Below are 16,705 nucleotides of genomic sequence, written 5' to 3' on the forward strand. Positions count from 1 at the left end.
AAAGCAGTAGCTCGGTGGATCGAAGTGGTCTACAACCGTCGTAGGCGGCACTCCAAGATCGGGATGATCAGTCCCGTAGAGTTCGAAAACCGGATCAACGACCAACGACAACAACAAGCAGCTTAACTACGTGTCCACGATTTGCGGGCAACCCCAGCCGACCTGTGGAGGGTCGATGGATGGCATCTCGGGCACCTCAAAGACCGGTAGCCGCTACTACTCCTGTCTCAACCAGCGTAAGAAGAAGTGCTCAGCCAAGACCGTCCGAAAGAACGAGATCGAGCTGAGAATCGAGGAGATCGTCGAGTCCTTCCTTCATGAGCCCGAGATGTTGGCCTCACTCGCAGTGAACCTCGCCGACCACTACAAGAAGACCCACGGACGCGGAGACGAGATCCTCAAGGCCCTAGAAGCCCGACGCACGGACGGGGAGATCAAACTCGCCAACTTCGTCAAGGCCATCTCCCAGGTCATCTTCAACGCGAGCACAGCTGAAGCGATGAACGCTTTGGAGGCACAGAAACAAGAGCTCGACGCTGCCATCCAGGCCGAGCACGTCAAAGCCACCCTCTACGAGGACGAGGCTTCGATTGGCGCGTTCTACAAGAGGTTTGCCGAGGCCACCATGGACACGCCCGAAATCCGCGACCAGCTCTTCGAATACTTCGTAGACAAGATCTTCATCGGACGCGAGCAAATCATCATCGCGCCCTACTACCACGACAGCGCAGGGCCAATCGAGTTCGAAGAGCTTGAAGAGGCGCTGACCAGCGGACACAGAGCGGGGGAAGTGCGAACCTACGCTCGAAAGCGAGAGTTCGACGCTTCCCCCTGGAGTGGAGCTAAGGGGGAAGTGACTCGGAACGTGACTACCTGCAAAAATAAGAAATATGAACGCCTCCGTGGGGTTTACGCGGGGTTCTTTACCTGCGAAAACAGAGAAATCACACCCCACGCGCTTGCGGCCCGGGAGCGTCAGAACTCCACCTCCAGACTAGATCTGAACCCACCACCCAGCCCCCCGCTTACTCTCCTTCCACTTTTCCCACAACAAATCAATCCCCTTCCCGGCAAGAATATTAAATCCAGAGATAAAGGACATACCCAGAAAAAGTAGCGAAAAAACAAACGAAGCCTTAAGAAATCCCCACTCGCTAAACGCATAAACCATAATCGCAATCAGAAACATGAACGCCATTAGCCCGCTCATCAATAGGGGAAATATAACTAGACCACTATCAAGATTAAGCCAATCAAACCTCCCCTTTATCTCCCTACGCCTCTTTCCATCCACCACCGATTGAAGATCCTCCACATCCCCTTCCATACTATCTACCCAACGCTGGTGTGCATCTATCACATCAATCTGTGACCTCTTTCGAGAAACCGCAAAGAAAGTTCCTACCAAAGCAGCAATCACTGGCCCTGCCGTCGAAATAATTGCTATGATTACCTGTTCAGACATCCCTTTACTTTCTTTCCTATATGTTGAGCTTCAACCTCCCTCATTATAATCACGCCTGCGCACAAAAATAAGGCCCCGCCCCAAGAAAAAAAGGGGCGAGGGGCCACAACCTCATATCACCACTACTTCACGTCCTCCCGCAGTACCTCCGGCACCGGCGGGCGGCGGGCCACCGGCACCAGGGGATAGAGCACCACGATGTAGTCCACGGCCACGCGGTAGCGCTCCCGCAGCGCGGCCTCCTCCCCCTCCATCCGGGCTAGATCCCGCCGCAGCTGCTCATACTCCGCCTGCAACGCCCTCAGCTGCGACCGGAGCTCGGAGTTTTCCGCCCACAGCTCCTTGCGCAGCCCCTCCAGGTCATGCACAAGGGACTGATACTGGGAAGCCGCAGTCTCCTCCTGGGCGGAGTGGCGCTGCCACAGGCCCACCATCAGCCCCGACGCGGCGGTCACCACAGCGATAATCAGGCCCTCAGGCATCACGGTGGGCCACCTCCTCAACGACTGCCGGGTCCCCGCGCCCAAAAGCCCAGGTCCCGAGCGCTGCGACGGTGATGTAGCTCAGCGCGGTGACATACCCGCGATCCGAGGCGCCGGCCGCCCAGGCCGCGATGTAGATCCCGCCCCACATCGTATGCAGCGCCACCAGGACCCCGGTGACCACCGGCAAAGCCCGTCGTATGCGACCGGCCACACAGATCATGGCCATCACCCCGGCTCCTAGCCACAGGCCCGACCACGACCACAGCGGCAGGTAATGCTCCAGGGCGGGAATACGATGACCCTCGGGGATCACGGCAGGCAGGTAGCAGATCCCACGGATCAGCGCGGTGACCCCGAGGATGACCTCCCCCGCCCACACCGACCGTAGCCACACCCGCACACGCGGACTCATCGACGCCGCCATGCTAGTGCTGCTCATCGGGGGACAATGCTAAATCCCCACGGGTCTGATCGACCACATCCTCCACCGGAACCGGAGCTGCGGCCTCCAAGCGCGGCGCCATCGACGGAGTAATCGCCCCCGGGGTCGCAGCATGCACGACCACCTGAAGCACACCGACAACCACGGCGATGGCCACCGCCGCCACCGGAGGCCAATCCGTGGCCTGCGCGGCCACGATATTGACCATCTGAAGGATCGTGCCAGCCGTCGCAGCGATCGTGTCTTTTCGGCGAGCAAACCACGGCTGTTCCTCCAGCGCGGCCGCCACTGCCTGCGAAATCGTCACATCCATCTCAAAGTCCTTTCTTGTTGCTACTTCTTCTCGGCCCGGTCCGCCGCAATGGCCTCAGCGATGACCTGGTCGGCATCCACACCGACCTTCTCCGCGATGGCCTTGACCACCTGGAGCATCGACCAGGTATTAAGGTCCTGTACGGCCATCAGCGCCCGCGGGTGAAATTTGACCTTGGGGTTGACCGCTGAGGTGATCGGCTGATCCCAGCTGGCGATCACGTCCCGGGTGGCCTGCGCGGCTAGTTTCGTGTCGTTGAGGGCCGCCTCGTGCACCGCGTTAAACGGCACCGAGCGCGGGCTTATCGAGATAATCGGGGCGGCGGCGTGCTTCGGGCCCTGGGCCTCACGCACATACCCCAGGAAAACGTCCCAGGGGAAGTTCGGGCCGGGGTCGGTGTGGTCCGTCCCGCCCCATGCGCGGGTCGCATCGTGGGTCGTGATCCCCGGCAGCCCGCCCACGCCAACTTGTTTGACTGGCCAGTCATACCGCGAGCACCAGTAGGCGACCACCTCTGCCCCGGCGCGCAGCATCTTTTCCTGGGCTAGCCACTGCGCGCGGCTGTAGTGCGCCCGGAACACGAAGCTAATATGCAACAGCAAATTATTGCCCTGGTTGCCGCTCGACCAGGTGATCCAGTCATCGGTGTTTTCCCGCAGGCGCGTACCTGCGGAGTCCACCAGCATGTGGTAGCTGCCGGACTGGGAGCGGATCTGGTAGTCGGCCACAGCGGACGCGGGGGTACCGGGATCGTTCTCCGTGGTGTGGATACACACTCCCCGCAGGGCGCCGACAGGGCGCGGGCCGCCGAAAGAAAATCTCGGCGACCAATCAACATCAAAATAGGACATGGTTTTACCTCCCATGCGTCGGTGAATTTCCTTAGCTTTCCGGCCACCCTTGCGCGGTCATATATACAGCCGTTCCGTGTACGAGATTGGACGCACTTGGAGCGCGCTCAACAAATATCTTCCTGCGTGAACGGTCAATATTTATCAAGACTACCCCTACTGGATCGGACAGCCATGTTACTGGGGCATAGCACGGCTCCACTACCGGCAGAAATCCAGCCGGAATAACCGCAGGGATGGAGCTGCCTCCATTATGCACCTTTACCGTCACCATATTTCCGATTCGGTAAAATGTTGCCCACCCGGATTCTACTGTCAGCATACGCGGGGAAGATATGCCCTTTTGTATCATATCAAGGACGTATGGACTTAGCCCTGATATTCCATCGGTGCTGTGCGTGTGATTCACCGGGGCGGCCTTTTTTACCTCATCATCGACATACTTCTTCGTTGCAACAGACCCGCCTGTTTTGGGGGGTTTCGCACACAGGTTACCGGAGTTATCGAGACGCACCAGGCGATTGGCGTATGTCGCGGATTGTGACGCGGCCTCCGCATCCACCGCATCGGTAATATCCGCACTGACGTGCTTATGTATCTTAGCAGCCTTGGCTTCCAGGGCTGTAGCGTCAGCCTTTTTGGCAACCTCACGATCTACATAACCTTTATTCGTCAGCGCAGAATCATCTGTTGGGGTTCCGTGCTGGATAATCCCATTTGGGCTATTGGAGGTAATTTTCCCCTTTTGGGAATCCATTACAATGGTTGTACTTAGCCCCATAACCCCAGAACTCGGGATACGGACCAATTTTCCACCGTCACCCGTGAGTCCGTCTACCGCGTCGGTAATGTCCGCGCTCACATGCGTATGCACTTTATCTGCCTTAGTACCCAGGGCCGCGATATCCGCCTTGGCATCTATTTTATCTGTCAGCCGAGATTCAACCGCGTTATCCTGGTCATTGACAAATTTCCTATTGACAGCGTCATTGGGCTGAAAGTTCGTCCCGCCCAGATATATTCGCCCGTCTGGATACACATAAATCCGACTTCGCACATTGAGGTCACCACCACTATCGGCGGCGAGAAGTTTCCCCTGATTGCCTTTATTGACAACACTCGTCGAGTCGGTAATATCCGCACTTACATGCTTATGCGCCTTGTCCGCCTTGGCCCCCAGACCTTCTGCCACCTCCGCCTTGGTAGCCTTGGCGTCGATGTCCGCGCGGACCTCGGGGGAAATCCCCGACACCGCCGTGGAGGCCGCCTGCTCAGCGCGATCAGCCTCCCCTGATGCGCGGGTGGCCTGCTCCCCAGCGCGCTGCGCAGCAGCATCCGCGGCGGTGCGCGCGGCGGTGACAGCCTCGGCGGTACCGATACGATCCGCACCCGCAACCGCCCGGCGTGCCGCCTCTTCCGAGCGATCCGCTTCCTGCGCGGCGCGAGTGATCTGCCCGGCGGTCTCAGTGGCGGACCTACCCGCCTGCGTAGCCGAGTTTTCCGCATCACGGGCAGCCCCCTCCGCCGCAGATTGCCCTTGCATGGCACGGGTAGCTGCCTGCCCCGCACTCGTAGCAGACGTGCCCGCCGTGGAGGCCGCCTGCTGCGCACGCTGCGCCGCCCCGTCAGCCTCGGTCGCGGACCGCCCCGCCTGAGTCGCAGACGCGGCAGCCTGATCCCGCAGCGCAGTCGCACCATCCCTAGCGGCCTTAGCCTGAGTAGCGGCAGTACGAGCCTCATCACGGGAGGCCTCTGCTCGGCGGGCGGCTGTTTCGGCTTTAGCTTGGGTTTTTTGTACTTCGGAGATGACTTCAGGTTCCCAGGTGTAGACCTTGCTGAGAAGATCAGTGAAGTTCACATCACTGTCGGGGATAGTCACAACGAGGTCATGAGCGATGTTGTTTCCGGTGATTGTGAATCGTGTGGGGCCAGGAGCAAGGTTGTCGAAGGTGAACTGGCCCTGGGTGATCCGAGTGGTGCGGCGTTCGCTGGTGATAGCGACTTTTCCTGCGGGGCGGAGGTCTACGGACCAGGCGGTGATAGTGCCTTCGGTAGGCATTCCGTCGGTGGCTTTGAGGGTGCCGGTGATGCGGGACATAGGCGTTTCCTTACTGTTCGTCTGCGGGGCGGGGGCCTTGGATTGGGTCAGGGGGAGTTTGTGATTCCTCGGCACCAGTAGCGCCGTCTTCCCCTCTGCTTATGTGCTGGACGACGAGGCGGTTCCATGCTGGGCCGCCGAGGATGGTGCGGCCTACGCCTAGGGAGGTGAGCTCGACCTGGACGAGGTATCCAGGTGATGGTACGACGACGGAGGACACCAGGGTTTGCGTGAGACGGCTACTGGATGTCACGGTCGCACGCTGTACGGAGTAGATGCCACCCTGGGGATTTTTGACCACTACCCGCCATTCCATACGGCCGGTGACGATGATCGCGGCATCCGCTGTCAGCTGGGCTCGGATGTCCCAGAGGCCCTGGTCATCTAGCCGAATACCGTTAGCGTCTAGGTGGCAGCCGCGCATGGGGCCGATTTGGGTACGAAATGGCATGACCCCCGTGACATCGAATCCTGAGAGGTTGCCCATGTAAGCGCTGCCGTAGTCCAGTAGCGGGGAGAGCAGATCCGTGCGTCGAGTCAGGGCTTCCTGGCCATCACGGTAATCTTGGCCTGCGCGCCCGATAGGGGCGAACCAGCTGGTGGGATCGAAGATTCCTCTAAGGGCTTGACCGATGCCGGTGAGCATTCCACGTAGGCCTTCGGCTACATGTTGGGATCCAGTGGTGTGGCGAATACGGATGAGGTCTTTAACTGACGCTTCGGTGACATCCTGAAGGCGAGCCAGAGTAGCGGCGGTGTCTACGCCTTCGGGGACAGGCTTTTGCTTGGGGACGATGCTCACAGGGCCTCTCCTTCGTCCGGGTCGTTGGTGGTGAGTCTGCGGCGCAGCTCCTCGCGCGCGGCAGGACTAAGCGCGGTGAGTACCTCGTCGATCTCGTCGCCCTGGGGTGGGTGATCCTCCCACCTACCGGAGGATTGCTCCCACAGGGCATCACTGGCAGGCGGGTGATACCAGCGCTGCTGGGCTGTAGGGTCATGGCGGAAACCACAGGCATACAGGTGCGCGGAGAGGTCCTCCATCATCGGGCGCGGGAGGAGTAACGGCGCTCCGATTTTTCCGCCCATCGACACCAGGGCCCACAGCAGGTGCTCGCGGGGATTATCCATATCCATCTGAGGTTGCAGCGGTATAGCCATTTAGACCACTCCTATATCGTGTAGTGCATCCGTGAGGCCACGGATCTTGCTCAGCGCATACTCCAACGGGTCTTGATCCACCGCCAGATCACCTAGTGTGATGTCCCACTGGTGCGGAGTCTCCGCATCCCATGCCAGACTCAGTGCTGAGACCCGCTCGACAACGACCTGACCATCAGGAGCACCCGGTATCTGGCCACCTACACGGTCACCTAGCCAGAAGTGCCCTCGGCCACGCTCCCCCACCAGGTACGGTGCCCCATCGCCGACCTTCATCGTGTGGCTCGTGCGCTGCCTCGACCTATAAAACCCGGCGCGCAGAGCCATGACAGCGCTCAGGGTGTAGGCCTTGTCGGCACCGTCTTCGAAGTTCTCGTAGTAGTGGGACCATCCGAGGCTGCGAGTTCTGAGGGGTGATTTGAGGGATTGGAAGGCCAGCAGGACGTCGGAGTAGAGGGGTTGGAGGATGGTGTCGAGGGGGCCGCCGAGGTTGGGGATGAAGGGGATGAAGGCGGAGAGGAGGGCCGGGCCCATTTGGATGGCGGCGGAGATGCCTTCATTGATGCCGGGCATGGAGGAGCCACCGACGGTGATTTGTCCGACGGTGGCGGGTTGCCAGGTGAAGCTGGTGGTTTCGGCGGTGTTGGTTCCTTGTTCGGTATCGGTGCGGTAGACCACCCAGGGTTGGGAGGGGACGACACCGAGGAAGCCGGGGATGGTGTATTGGTCGGTGAGGGTGACTTTTTCGAGGGCGAATCGGGTTTCGTCGATGAGGTTTTCGGCGATGTCTACGCCGGTGCGGATGAGGCCACCGGCGATGGTGCCGCCGATGGCGGTTTCTTCGAACCACCCGGACTTGTCCTCGATGTCGATGATGAGTTGCCCGTTGCGGTTGAGGTTTGCTCCTGGCCAGGGTTGGGGGTCGCCGATAAGCCAGCGGCGGCAGGTGACCATGAGCTGGCCGTCCTCCAGAGTGGGGGTGGCCATATCTGCCCAGGTTTTAAAACGGGAGTTGATGATCGTCCATTGGGAGTCATCGAGGAGCAGGGAACTGGGCTGAACCAGGATGGGCCAGTCCCTGTAGTTCAGGGATTGGACCCAGGAGCGAAAGTCCAGGGGGTCATCGGGCAGTCTCCAGAGGTTTCCTTGTAGGCGGAAGAGATTGAGGAACAGGGCGCATTTCAGGGTCCAGATGGCAGGTCCTGCCAGGAGGAAGGTTTTGGGGAATTGCACGGCAGCAGGGGTAAAGGGGTTGGGCCAGACCTGGATGTGGCGTAGCTCCTCAAAATCATGGAGGAACGTGAGCGTGGTGGTACGTAGCCCCATGTCATCTTGGGAGGTGGTGACTTCGCTGAGGCGGCCCGACCAGCGGGCCCCGTCTTTGTCCACGGTGATGTGGATGTTTTGGGTGCGGCGCTTCCAGTACTGGGCTACCCAGCGGGCAAGGTGATGCTCGGCGGGGAGTTCCACCGTGCCGGTGCCAGTGTCGTTGAGCTTCCACTCAAAGGAGGCGGCATATTCCCCGGAGATGCGGCCGCGAAGTTCCCAGGCAGCATCCCACAGGCGCACCAGCGGCGGCTCGCGGCGAGTGCGGGCACGCCCGGCGCGCTGGGACATGGCGGTGTCCCAGATGCGGTCGAGTTCTTGGGTGGTGGACATGAGTTACTCCAATCCCCAGGGTCGGGACCACTGGCGGTTGATACGTACCTGGGCGGTGGCTCCGGCCATGTTCGCTACCGAGCCGTACGCGCGCACGATGGCCTCTGAGATCACCTCCGGTAGTAGCCCACCAATCAGGGTTGGTGAGAGGCGCTCTAGTGCGTCGGGGGTGAGGGCGAGGATGATCTCGCGGATCTTCTGTCCCATCTGTTGCGGGGTCACCGCAACGAATTTCGATAGGCCTAGTGCGCGGGCCCATTTTTCTACCTCGGTGGCCACGATCTTTTTCAGCCATGTGGGTACGATCCACCCGGTGTGCGGCAGCGGGTCCACCGCGACCGGGATTCTCGTGGGTGGGGTGTGTGGTGGAATGGGGTAAGAGAAGAACTGTCCTTCCATCTGCGCCCACAACAGGGTCGCATCGTTGGCGACGATCATCTCCTCCAGCGGGTCGGTATCCACGACCACTTCGCGGCCTAGGGGTTGGAACGGGAGGTCGATCATGCGATCCTGGTGCTCGCCAGCGCGGAAGGACACGTCCGGCAAAATGAACTTCGCCGGTGCAGTGAGCACCCATTTCGGCCACGCGGGCTGGTCGGTGGGGTTGGAGACCTCCACGGATCCTGAGAACCAATTCAGCCCATCGAAGGTGAACGAGTCCTTGTGTTGCTCGGACTCCCACATCGGGTTCGCGGCTACTAGGGGGTAGAGCCACTGGCTGACTCCGTGGCGATTCGGGTTGATCTCGCCTCGGTACTGCGGCTGTTCCGCTAGACGAACCTTCAGCTGGCGTGCCCCAGATAAATCGGTTTCCACAGTAAGCGTGGCGTCCTCGGTGTAAGAAAACGCGCGGCGGAAATCCGAATCCAAGCGCGCCCACTCCAACCGGTCGCGGTGATGCACCGTGATCGGTAGCGCGAGGTGACGCTCTAGGTGGCGGGCAGCAGTAAACGTAGACCCGGACTGCCCGACCCTTGGTTTATAGCTGGTGGTGGTCGGCGCGTCGAAGAGGTCGCCTACCCCGCCTTGTTCGATGAACACGGACTTATCACGGTGAGAGTGGAGATCCCACCGTGATCCGTCTACGCCGGTGAGGGTGATACGCACCCCACTGGTGATCGCCATTTATCGTGCTCCTTTCACCCCGGCATGTGCGCTCGACAGCGCACGCCGGTACATCTGATACATCTCATCGGTATTAGATGCCATGAACGTGATCCCGCCGGAGGCGATTGCCCCTGCGGCATTACCCACCTGCACCGCCCCCGGCACACCAGCAGCCTGAGCTGCGGCCCCCAAGGCCACCGAGCCTGCCGAGACCGCCTGCGCAGTTGTCTCCAGCGCCATCGATGCCCCCGCAGACACCGCCGCACCGGCACCGTCAAGCACCGAAAACGCCGCATCAGCAGTCGTATCAATCGCCGCATCCAGTGCCCCTTTCCCTAGCTGCATGGCCGTATCCACCGCACTATCAAAGAGCTCCTGGCCCCAGGTAGAGACCTGCTCCACCATCGGGGTGATCGACTCCTCAACAAACTGCGCCACAGGGGAGTTCTCCGCCTGCTCCTTAGCCCAATCCCCCAGAATGTCTTTCGCCTCCCCTGCGGCCTTGACCGCAGGAATGCTCTCAGGATCAGGCAAGCCCAGCACCTCACGGGCATCTGCCAGCTGCCCATCTACCGCCGTCTGGCCGACCTTGATCGCCTCATCACGCGCCTGGAGTCCTACCTCATGGATACGCTTACGCGCCTCCTGAAACTCCTCCGAGGCTTGCCCGGCGCGCTTTTCGATGTGTCCGAGGAATCGGTTGGTGATCTCTTCGGCTGAGAGGCTCTTGGTGATGGTATCGGAGATCTCGGTGATTTTGCGGGCCAGGGGTGTGTTTTTCAGGTCCTCGGTGATTTCGCCTAGTGCGGCGGCCGCGTTAGCGAGGTCGCGGCCGTTGTCCTCGCCGACGAATTGGGAGAGTGCGCCGTAACCCCAGTCGCCGCCTTTGTAGGCGACGTTGAGTTCTTCCCAGGCTGCGGTGGCATCAGCATGGAGGTCAGCCTGTCCGGTGCTGATTTCTGCGAGGTAGCCGGTAGCAGCGTCCCAGGCCTGCGGTCCACGGTGAGCTAGATTATCGAGGGCTGGAACGATACTCGGGAGTGCAGCAGCCACGTCTGGGAGAGTTGCTACTGCGTCCCACTGAGATGAGGTCAGCACGGCTTCCGGTTTCCCGGAGAGATTGAGTGCCACACCACCGTGGGGCAGCAGCCCGCCGGTGTCGTAGAGACCACCACGGGCAGCGTCTTCCACGTCGCTGGCTCCACCCAGGGCTTCGCGGATGAGGTCATCGACATTGGTGATTGCCCGCCAGACGGTGCCTAGAGCGTTGCCGATACCGTCGATGGCAGCAAAGGCCCCATCGATGACCGCATCTGTGCCCCTATCCAGGACGCTGCCGGGGATGGCGGACCACTGCGGCGGCGGGGAGGGCAGTAGACCCTTGATTGGCTCGGTGACCTTATCCATGACCTTGTGGACTGCACCGCGTATGGCCTCCACCATCATCGAGGCGGACATGCCACCGCCTTCCCCACCGGAGATAAACGCTCCGTCTGCCCCGATAGGAAGGTGGTACTGCATGGTGAACTGGGGGTCGTCGGCTCCGGCAGCGCCGATGCCGTACTTGACCATCGAGGGCGCGCCACCGGATTCGACGTTGGTGGCCCCGTAGCTGCCCGCAGGCCCAAGGGTTCCTGCGGTGTGCCCACCATAGGGACCACCGTTGAAGATGCCGATGGAGAACCCCGAATCCAGGCCCGGCGCGAATCCCTGGGCACCAGGGCTGGGGAAGCTCATGGTGGCCCAGTAGCGCTGCCAGGGGTTGGTGCCCTGGATGACGGCGGCAATCGCAGCCATGAACCCCGAGCAGTCGAAGGAAGAGCCTTCGCCGGTGGGACCTGCCCACTGATACGGCTTGCCGTGTTGGGCTTGGGCGAACTCGTGGGCTGCTTCAAGCTGGATCTCGTACATGGGGCGGATTTCGCCGCCGTCTTTGTAGCCGGGAAGCATCAGGCCGGGGGCAGCACCAGCGAGGTCACCTGCACGGTTGTTGGTGTGGGGTAGGCCGGTGAGTTGGCCTTCCGCATCCACAGTGAACGGCTGGCCTGCCATGAGCATATGCCGCATGGCATAGACTGCGCTCTGTCCACCGAGGCGGTGCACCTCAGCAGCAGTGAGCATGTGCTCGCCGTTAGACCCCCACATCAGCACATCATCAGATGTGCCGGTGCCAGGGCCCTTGACCGCACCACCGATAGCGTGCTCAGGGATCCCATCAATCGGCGATCCTTCAGAGAGCCCAGGCAGGAATCCTGCCATGACGTTCCAGGCGCGCAGAATGCCGTTGTTGTAGACGGTATTGATCATGAAGTTGATCGGCTTGGCCAGCTTGCCGCGCAGGGAATCCCAGACCTTGCCGATGGCTTCGACTGCGCTACCAAAGAAGCTCTTGACCGCCTCCACGCCCTGCTGGACCTTGTCGAAAGTGGGCTGGATGATGGTGTTGCGGACGTACTCAATACCATCGCTCATCACCGACCAGGCTTTCTTAATCCCGTCAAAGGCAGGCGCCAAAATGGTGTTCCACAACCACTGTGCCGCCGTGGCCACCGCATCCCAGGCGGGTTTCAGTACGTTATCCCAGGCGGCCTTCATGAGGCTGGTCATGCTCTCCCAGGTGGCCTTAATGCCGTCGAAAGCGGGAACCAGAACCGTGTTCCACAACCACTGTGCCGCCGTGGCCACCGCATCCCAGACAGGCTTGAGTACGTTGTCCCACGCCCACTTAATGCCATCGCTTAAGGCTTTCCACGCGGTTTTGATCCCCTCAAAAGCAGGAACCAGAACCGTGTTCCACAACCACTGTGCCGCCGTGGCCACCGCATCCCAGGCGGTCTTAATGATGGTCTCCCAGATGACCTTGATCGCGGTGGCCATGACCTGCCAGTGGTCCTTGATCCAGGTAAATGCCGGAGAGAGGACCGATTCCCAAAGCCACTGGGCAGCTGTGGCTATTGCGTCCCAGGCAGGTTTAATCAGACTTTCCCACGCCCACTTGATCCCCTCACTCATCGAATTCCACGCAATGAGCAGCGGGGCGAGAATGACCGTACCGATCACACCAAGGGTGACCTGGGCTACCTGCCAGATGAAGTTGAACACCGGCTGGATAATCGAATCCCAAGCCCACTGGATCGCCCCAGTAAACGTATCCCAGGCACCCTGGATATAGCCCCAGGCCTCGTTCCACATCGGAACCAGCGTGCCGGCGATGAAGCCGACGAAGGGATCCCACACGGTGGTTTTGATCCACTCCCAGCCTGTCGAGAGAACCTCGGTAAACCAATTCCACGCATCACGCAGAACACCCATCGCCTGGCTCCACACGCGCTGACCGGTTTCTGTCTCGGAGAAGAACCACGTCAGCGCACCCACAGCCAAGGTGATACCCGCCACCCAAGGATTGACGAAACGCAGCGCAGTCATCAATCCCTTTCCTATGGGCTTAAGGATCTTCCCGGCAATACCGGCCGCTTTACCGAAGCCCTCCACGCTCTTACCAGCCTTAGCCAGCACCGGGTTGGCGTCACCGGAGTACTTCCCCAGCTCCTTAACGCCAGCTACCAATCCCCCGGCGCGCACGAGAGTGGAAGCGGTGGAGGCGGCTTTGCCGACGTTGCCAATAGCTGTGGCTGCCCCCACCAGCGGGCCAGCCACAGCAGAGGCTACTTTAAAGCCGCCGATGGCGACCACCATCGCTTTGACCGCACCGGGATTTTCCTCAGCCAGGCGGGCCACATCCTCTAGCGCGGGAACCAAGAGGTCACGCACGAGGGGCGCAGTGGCATTGATGACGTCCCCGAGAGCCTGCCAGGTAGCCACTGAAATCTGCTGGCCGATCGTAAACAAAGTTCCGCCGAGGGACTCCACAGCAGGCCACAGGTTCTCTGCTTCACTACGCACCGAGGAGAACACTTCTCCGATGCGCTCCCAGGTGGCAGGATCCACGGCTACCTCGGTGATCTTGACGGCCCACTCCCCTGCCTTCCGCGCGCCCTCGCCCAAAGCCGGGGCAAGGCGGGTTTCAATCAAGCCGGAGACCTTCTCCACCGCAGGGGCCAGCAACTCTCCGATCTCGGTGGCAGCGGGTTTCAGCGCGGTGGAAAGAGCATCGAAGCTCTTGCCGATCGCGCCGAACAGTGGCGGGGCGGCAGCGAAGGCCGGGGCGACAAGCTGCTCGCCGAACCGCCCCATTGCGGCATGCATGTTCTTAAATGCGCCTTGGACGGTCTCACCGGTGCGCTGAGCAGCACCACCTAAGTGTTCTTCCATTGCGGCCTGGAAGGTCTGGAAGTCCACCTCGCCGTTAGAGACCTTCTCTCGCATCTCCTCGATAGAGACACCCAGGTGATTAGCAATAGCAGCTCCTGCGCCCGTGGCGCGGTCATCGAGCTGGGCGAGGGTTTCACCTGTGACCTTCCCCGCTCCGGCAATCTTGGCCATAATGGAGGAAACATCATCCATCGAGGTTTGCCCCTGAGCAGCAATATCAGCTGTGAGCTTCAGCGTGCGATCAAGGTTCTCACCGACCGCCACACCCACCGCAGAGAGCTTCGCTGCCGAGCCGGAGGCCTCATCAAGCCCAAACGCCGTGCCCTTCACGGAAGCAGACACACCATCCATCGCGCGGGCGACATCATCGGAAGACATCTTTAAGCCCCGCATCATCGACTGGGCATTATCCAGAGAGGTCAGTCGGCCTAGCCCCTTAGCAATGGACACACCCAGCACGCCACCGGCGGCCACACCGGCGGTAGCCACACCCGCTTTCAGGGTCGTTCCCAGACCGCTGGCGATCTTGGAGCCTAGTCCCTTGCCTGTGGTCTCCCCGGAAGCCTCTACCCCACCGAGAGCCTTTTTGACCTCCTTAGTGAGCTGGCCGGTATCAGCAACAATGCTGACGTACCCTGTGCCTAGTTCTACAGCCATAAGAAGCCTCCTTATAAGCGGTGCATTACTCCCAGCCCAACCACGTGTTAAGCGCATCCACAGGGGTTGGCACACCCATAAACACGCCAGATTCTTCTTCCTTGAACGGGTCACCCTGTGGTGCCTCCCGGCGCGCGGCTGTGGGTGTGCCGTGGGAGCGGATACCTGGGCGTGGGATGGGTTTGGGTTTGGTGTGTGCTTTGCCGCCGGAGCGTTGCCAGTTGGCTCCGTTGAGTGCGTCTACGGCGGCGGCGAGGAGTTGTTCGGTCAGACCCCAGGGTTCGTCCTCGCCGGTGAGGTGGGCGTAGATCGCGTCACCGTGTCGTGTGGTGCGGATGAGAGTGATCAAGTCACCCCAGCTGAGGCGGTCGGTGCCGTCGGCGAGCCATCGTAGGCGGAGGCCTGCGGTGATGAGGTCGCGCTCAACGGCGAGGCGGAAATCATCGTTGAGCGCCAGATCGTCGGCTAGGCCTCGGATTCCCCCAGGGAAGCGGATCGGCCTTCCTGCCAGGAACGGGAGAAGCGATTGAACTCCCGGAGGGGGAGATCAAGGATCTTCTCGTATGCCTTGGCGTTGGTGTCGTTCATGGCGGCGACGTGCTCAAGGGCAGGCCAGACTCCTTCCTCGTTGAGGCGGGTGGCGTTGTCGCGGGCCCAGCGAGCGGATACGACGTCTTCCATATAGGGGAAGGCAATCTTGGTGTCACCATCGGTGGTGGCGAAGTGGAACTTTTCAAGAGCCATGACGAGTGTCCTTTCAGTTGAGTTATGTAGGGGTTGGTGTGTCCTTCGCTTCCGCACATTGGCGGTGGGAAGGGTCGAGGTGAGGAGAAAGGACACAGTAAAGTCCTCACCTCGACCAGCTGTTGGGGGTTATTTAGCCTTCGGAGAGACCCTCAGACCGACCAACCCCTGCTGTGGTGGCCTTTTCGTCAGCACGCTTAATCAGCGAGATCAGCTTCTTGTTGTCCACGTCGAAGCATTCCAAGGTCGCCTCGTACTTGATGACGTCGGCACGCACGTAGGAGACGTCGCCCACGGAGGTGCACTGGACGTCCGGGGCGAAGACGCGAATCTTCGAGCCCCGGCCGCCCTTGATCTCAAAGGCGATGGATCGGTGCGGTAGTTCATCGGCGTTGTCGATGACCTTGATCGTGTCGCCTTCTTCGACGGTGACGTTATCTTCGCCTGCGATGATCTTCAGGACATCGGCATTAGCAGCCTCCATGAACGTCAGCGTCAGGGTCACAGAGTGGTCAGACTGGGTGATCAGGATGGTGTCGCCGTTCCAGTCCTTGATCTTTTCGGTGGAGCGGTCCACGGTCTTCGAGACACCGTCTTCGGAGATGTAGCCTGCGGGCACCATCTTGAGCTCGGTGGAGAGCTCCTCGGTAGCAGAGCTCGGGAAATGCTCGGATTTGGTGGCCACGGGTCCGATAAGGATACCGCCGGACGCAGTAACGTCGGGCGCTCCGACGAGGACGTTGCGGCGGTTACGCATGTCAGCCATGAGAAATTTTTGCCTTTCTGATGTGAAATCCCCCACCTGGTTTAGGTGAGGGTGTAGATCAACTGCCCGGTGAGCTGCCACCGGGTATCGGGAATGTCGGGATCGGGGAACTCCACAAGCGTGTGCTCACCCCACCCAAATACGAGGGGGTCGTCTGCGTCGATGCGATCGGTCAGGTACTGGCGGCACGCGGAGACCGTGGTGAGGACTTCTTCAAGATCGAGGCCGTAGACCTGAATTATGACCAAGGCCTGAGCGTGGACGGGTGACAGGGCTCGTGAGGTGGAAGAGTCCACCCGCACGAACAGCGGTGGGCGCGGGTTAGGCACCTTGGAGACCACCGGGGCGGTGGTCACGCGGCGCAGCCCGCGTTGAACGAGTTCGATGGGGGTTATCACCAGCCACCGCCTAGATGCTTAACCAGGGTGTTATTCCGGGCGTTATCGCGGGCAGCCTTGCGGGTCGCTGGGTAGACAATCGCGCGGTAGCGGCCCTGGTAGCCCGCGCCTCTACGCGGGTTCCAGGCAGGGGCTGGGCCTTTCTCGCCCTGGCGGGCATCCCACTCGTATCCGCGCCCAGAAGCCATAGCGATGCGCTCGGCGTGGCGCTCGACCTCACGCTGCACCGGCGGAGAACGGCGCAGCTGCTCAAAGCCCTTGTTAAAGGGCACGAACCGAATACCCATGAT

17 protein-coding genes are annotated in these 16,705 nt (G+C 60.8%); 2 read left to right on the top strand and 15 right to left on the bottom strand.

Annotated features, from left to right (window positions below; translation table 11 throughout):
* Positions 1–18: 18 nt before the first annotated feature.
* Together H7347_RS10975 and H7347_RS10595 are read left to right on the top strand one after the other, a co-directional pair.
* Positions 19–126: an IS3 family transposase gene (locus H7347_RS10975; RefSeq protein ID WP_370513941.1), complete on the top strand. Its 108-nt coding sequence runs from the start codon at positions 19–21 to the stop codon at positions 124–126.
* A gap of 4 nt (positions 127–130) precedes the next feature.
* Positions 131–1,117, top strand: a complete 987-nt coding sequence (locus H7347_RS10595; RefSeq protein WP_370513936.1) for a zinc ribbon domain-containing protein — start codon at positions 131–133, stop codon at positions 1,115–1,117.
* A 470-nt stretch (positions 1,118–1,587) separates the two neighbouring features.
* Here the strand turns inward: H7347_RS10595 and H7347_RS06780 are convergent, their stop codons facing one another.
* The 15 genes from H7347_RS06780 to H7347_RS06850 form a co-directional block, all read right to left on the bottom strand.
* Positions 1,588–1,947, bottom strand: coding sequence for a hypothetical protein (locus tag H7347_RS06780; protein WP_152822638.1), 360 nt, complete (start codon positions 1,945–1,947; stop codon positions 1,588–1,590).
* Positions 1,940–2,389 (bottom strand): hypothetical protein, encoded by a 450-nt coding sequence (locus H7347_RS06785; protein WP_227659057.1) that lies wholly within the window; start codon positions 2,387–2,389, stop codon positions 1,940–1,942. Before H7347_RS06785 ends, H7347_RS06780 begins: the two co-directional genes overlap by 8 nt.
* A complete protein-coding gene (locus H7347_RS06790; RefSeq protein ID WP_370513937.1) occupies positions 2,376–2,699 on the bottom strand; it encodes a hypothetical protein in 324 nt (107 codons plus the stop codon). Before H7347_RS06790 ends, H7347_RS06785 begins: the two co-directional genes overlap by 14 nt.
* 26 nt (positions 2,700–2,725) lie before the next feature.
* Complete coding sequence (locus tag H7347_RS06795) at positions 2,726–3,556, bottom strand: N-acetylmuramoyl-L-alanine amidase (protein ID WP_152822640.1); 831 nt, start codon at positions 3,554–3,556, stop codon at positions 2,726–2,728.
* 31 nt (positions 3,557–3,587) lie between these two features.
* On the bottom strand, positions 3,588–5,654 hold the full coding sequence (locus tag H7347_RS06800; protein WP_152822641.1) for a hypothetical protein: 2,067 nt from the start codon (positions 5,652–5,654) through the stop codon (positions 3,588–3,590).
* A gap of 10 nt (positions 5,655–5,664) precedes the next feature.
* Positions 5,665–6,300, bottom strand: a complete 636-nt coding sequence (locus H7347_RS06805) for a hypothetical protein (protein WP_152822642.1) — start codon at positions 6,298–6,300, stop codon at positions 5,665–5,667.
* 152 nt (positions 6,301–6,452) lie between these two features.
* Positions 6,453–6,812, bottom strand: a complete 360-nt coding sequence (locus H7347_RS06810; protein WP_152822643.1) for a DUF2744 domain-containing protein — start codon at positions 6,810–6,812, stop codon at positions 6,453–6,455.
* A complete protein-coding gene (locus H7347_RS06815; RefSeq protein WP_152822644.1) occupies positions 6,813–8,471 on the bottom strand; it encodes a phage tail protein in 1,659 nt (552 codons plus the stop codon).
* A 3-nt stretch (positions 8,472–8,474) separates the two neighbouring features.
* On the bottom strand, positions 8,475–9,596 hold the full coding sequence (locus H7347_RS06820; RefSeq protein WP_152822645.1) for a hypothetical protein: 1,122 nt from the start codon (positions 9,594–9,596) through the stop codon (positions 8,475–8,477).
* On the bottom strand, positions 9,597–14,507 hold the full coding sequence (locus tag H7347_RS06825; RefSeq protein WP_186337341.1) for a tape measure protein: 4,911 nt from the start codon (positions 14,505–14,507) through the stop codon (positions 9,597–9,599).
* Between the two features lie 25 nt (positions 14,508–14,532).
* Complete coding sequence (locus H7347_RS06830; protein ID WP_152822647.1) at positions 14,533–14,856, bottom strand: hypothetical protein; 324 nt, start codon at positions 14,854–14,856, stop codon at positions 14,533–14,535.
* Positions 14,857–14,972: 116 nt separating this feature from the next.
* Positions 14,973–15,251, bottom strand: coding sequence for a hypothetical protein (locus tag H7347_RS06835; RefSeq protein WP_152822648.1), 279 nt, complete (start codon positions 15,249–15,251; stop codon positions 14,973–14,975).
* A gap of 133 nt (positions 15,252–15,384) precedes the next feature.
* Complete coding sequence (locus tag H7347_RS06840; RefSeq protein WP_152822649.1) at positions 15,385–16,017, bottom strand: hypothetical protein; 633 nt, start codon at positions 16,015–16,017, stop codon at positions 15,385–15,387.
* A 41-nt stretch (positions 16,018–16,058) separates the two neighbouring features.
* Complete coding sequence (locus H7347_RS06845) at positions 16,059–16,415, bottom strand: hypothetical protein (RefSeq protein WP_152822651.1); 357 nt, start codon at positions 16,413–16,415, stop codon at positions 16,059–16,061.
* Entirely contained in the window at positions 16,412–16,702 is a 291-nt protein-coding gene (locus H7347_RS06850; protein WP_152822652.1) for a hypothetical protein, read from the bottom strand. The genes H7347_RS06845 and H7347_RS06850 overlap by 4 nt, the downstream gene beginning before the upstream one ends.
* Positions 16,703–16,705: the final 3 nt, after the last annotated feature.

It is taken from the genome of Corynebacterium sp. zg-331 (genome assembly GCF_014267345.1).
Taxonomy (GTDB): domain Bacteria; phylum Actinomycetota; class Actinomycetes; order Mycobacteriales; family Mycobacteriaceae; genus Corynebacterium.

Excerpts from the sequence above, each read along its gene's own strand:
- H7347_RS06820 (WP_152822645.1), bottom strand. The coding sequence starts at position 9,596 with ATGGCGATCACCAGTGGGGTGCGTATCACCCTCACCGGCGTAGACGGA.
- H7347_RS06810 (WP_152822643.1), bottom strand. The coding sequence starts at position 6,812 with ATGGCTATACCGCTGCAACCTCAGATGGATATGGATAATCCCCGCGAG.
- H7347_RS06835 (WP_152822648.1), bottom strand. The coding sequence starts at position 15,251 with ATGGCTCTTGAAAAGTTCCACTTCGCCACCACCGATGGTGACACCAAG.
- H7347_RS06850 (WP_152822652.1), bottom strand. The coding sequence starts at position 16,702 with ATGGGTATTCGGTTCGTGCCCTTTAACAAGGGCTTTGAGCAGCTGCGC.
- H7347_RS06805 (WP_152822642.1), bottom strand. The coding sequence starts at position 6,300 with ATGCTCACCGGCATCGGTCAAGCCCTTAGAGGAATCTTCGATCCCACC.
- H7347_RS06800 (WP_152822641.1), bottom strand. The coding sequence starts at position 5,654 with ATGTCCCGCATCACCGGCACCCTCAAAGCCACCGACGGAATGCCTACC.
- H7347_RS06795 (WP_152822640.1), bottom strand. The coding sequence starts at position 3,556 with ATGTCCTATTTTGATGTTGATTGGTCGCCGAGATTTTCTTTCGGCGGC.
- H7347_RS06825 (WP_186337341.1), bottom strand. The coding sequence starts at position 14,507 with ATGGCTGTAGAACTAGGCACAGGGTACGTCAGCATTGTTGCTGATACC.
- H7347_RS06815 (WP_152822644.1), bottom strand. The coding sequence starts at position 8,471 with ATGTCCACCACCCAAGAACTCGACCGCATCTGGGACACCGCCATGTCC.
- H7347_RS06780 (WP_152822638.1), bottom strand. The coding sequence starts at position 1,947 with ATGCCTGAGGGCCTGATTATCGCTGTGGTGACCGCCGCGTCGGGGCTG.
- H7347_RS06785 (WP_227659057.1), bottom strand. The coding sequence starts at position 2,389 with ATGAGCAGCACTAGCATGGCGGCGTCGATGAGTCCGCGTGTGCGGGTG.
- H7347_RS06840 (WP_152822649.1), bottom strand. The coding sequence starts at position 16,017 with ATGGCTGACATGCGTAACCGCCGCAACGTCCTCGTCGGAGCGCCCGAC.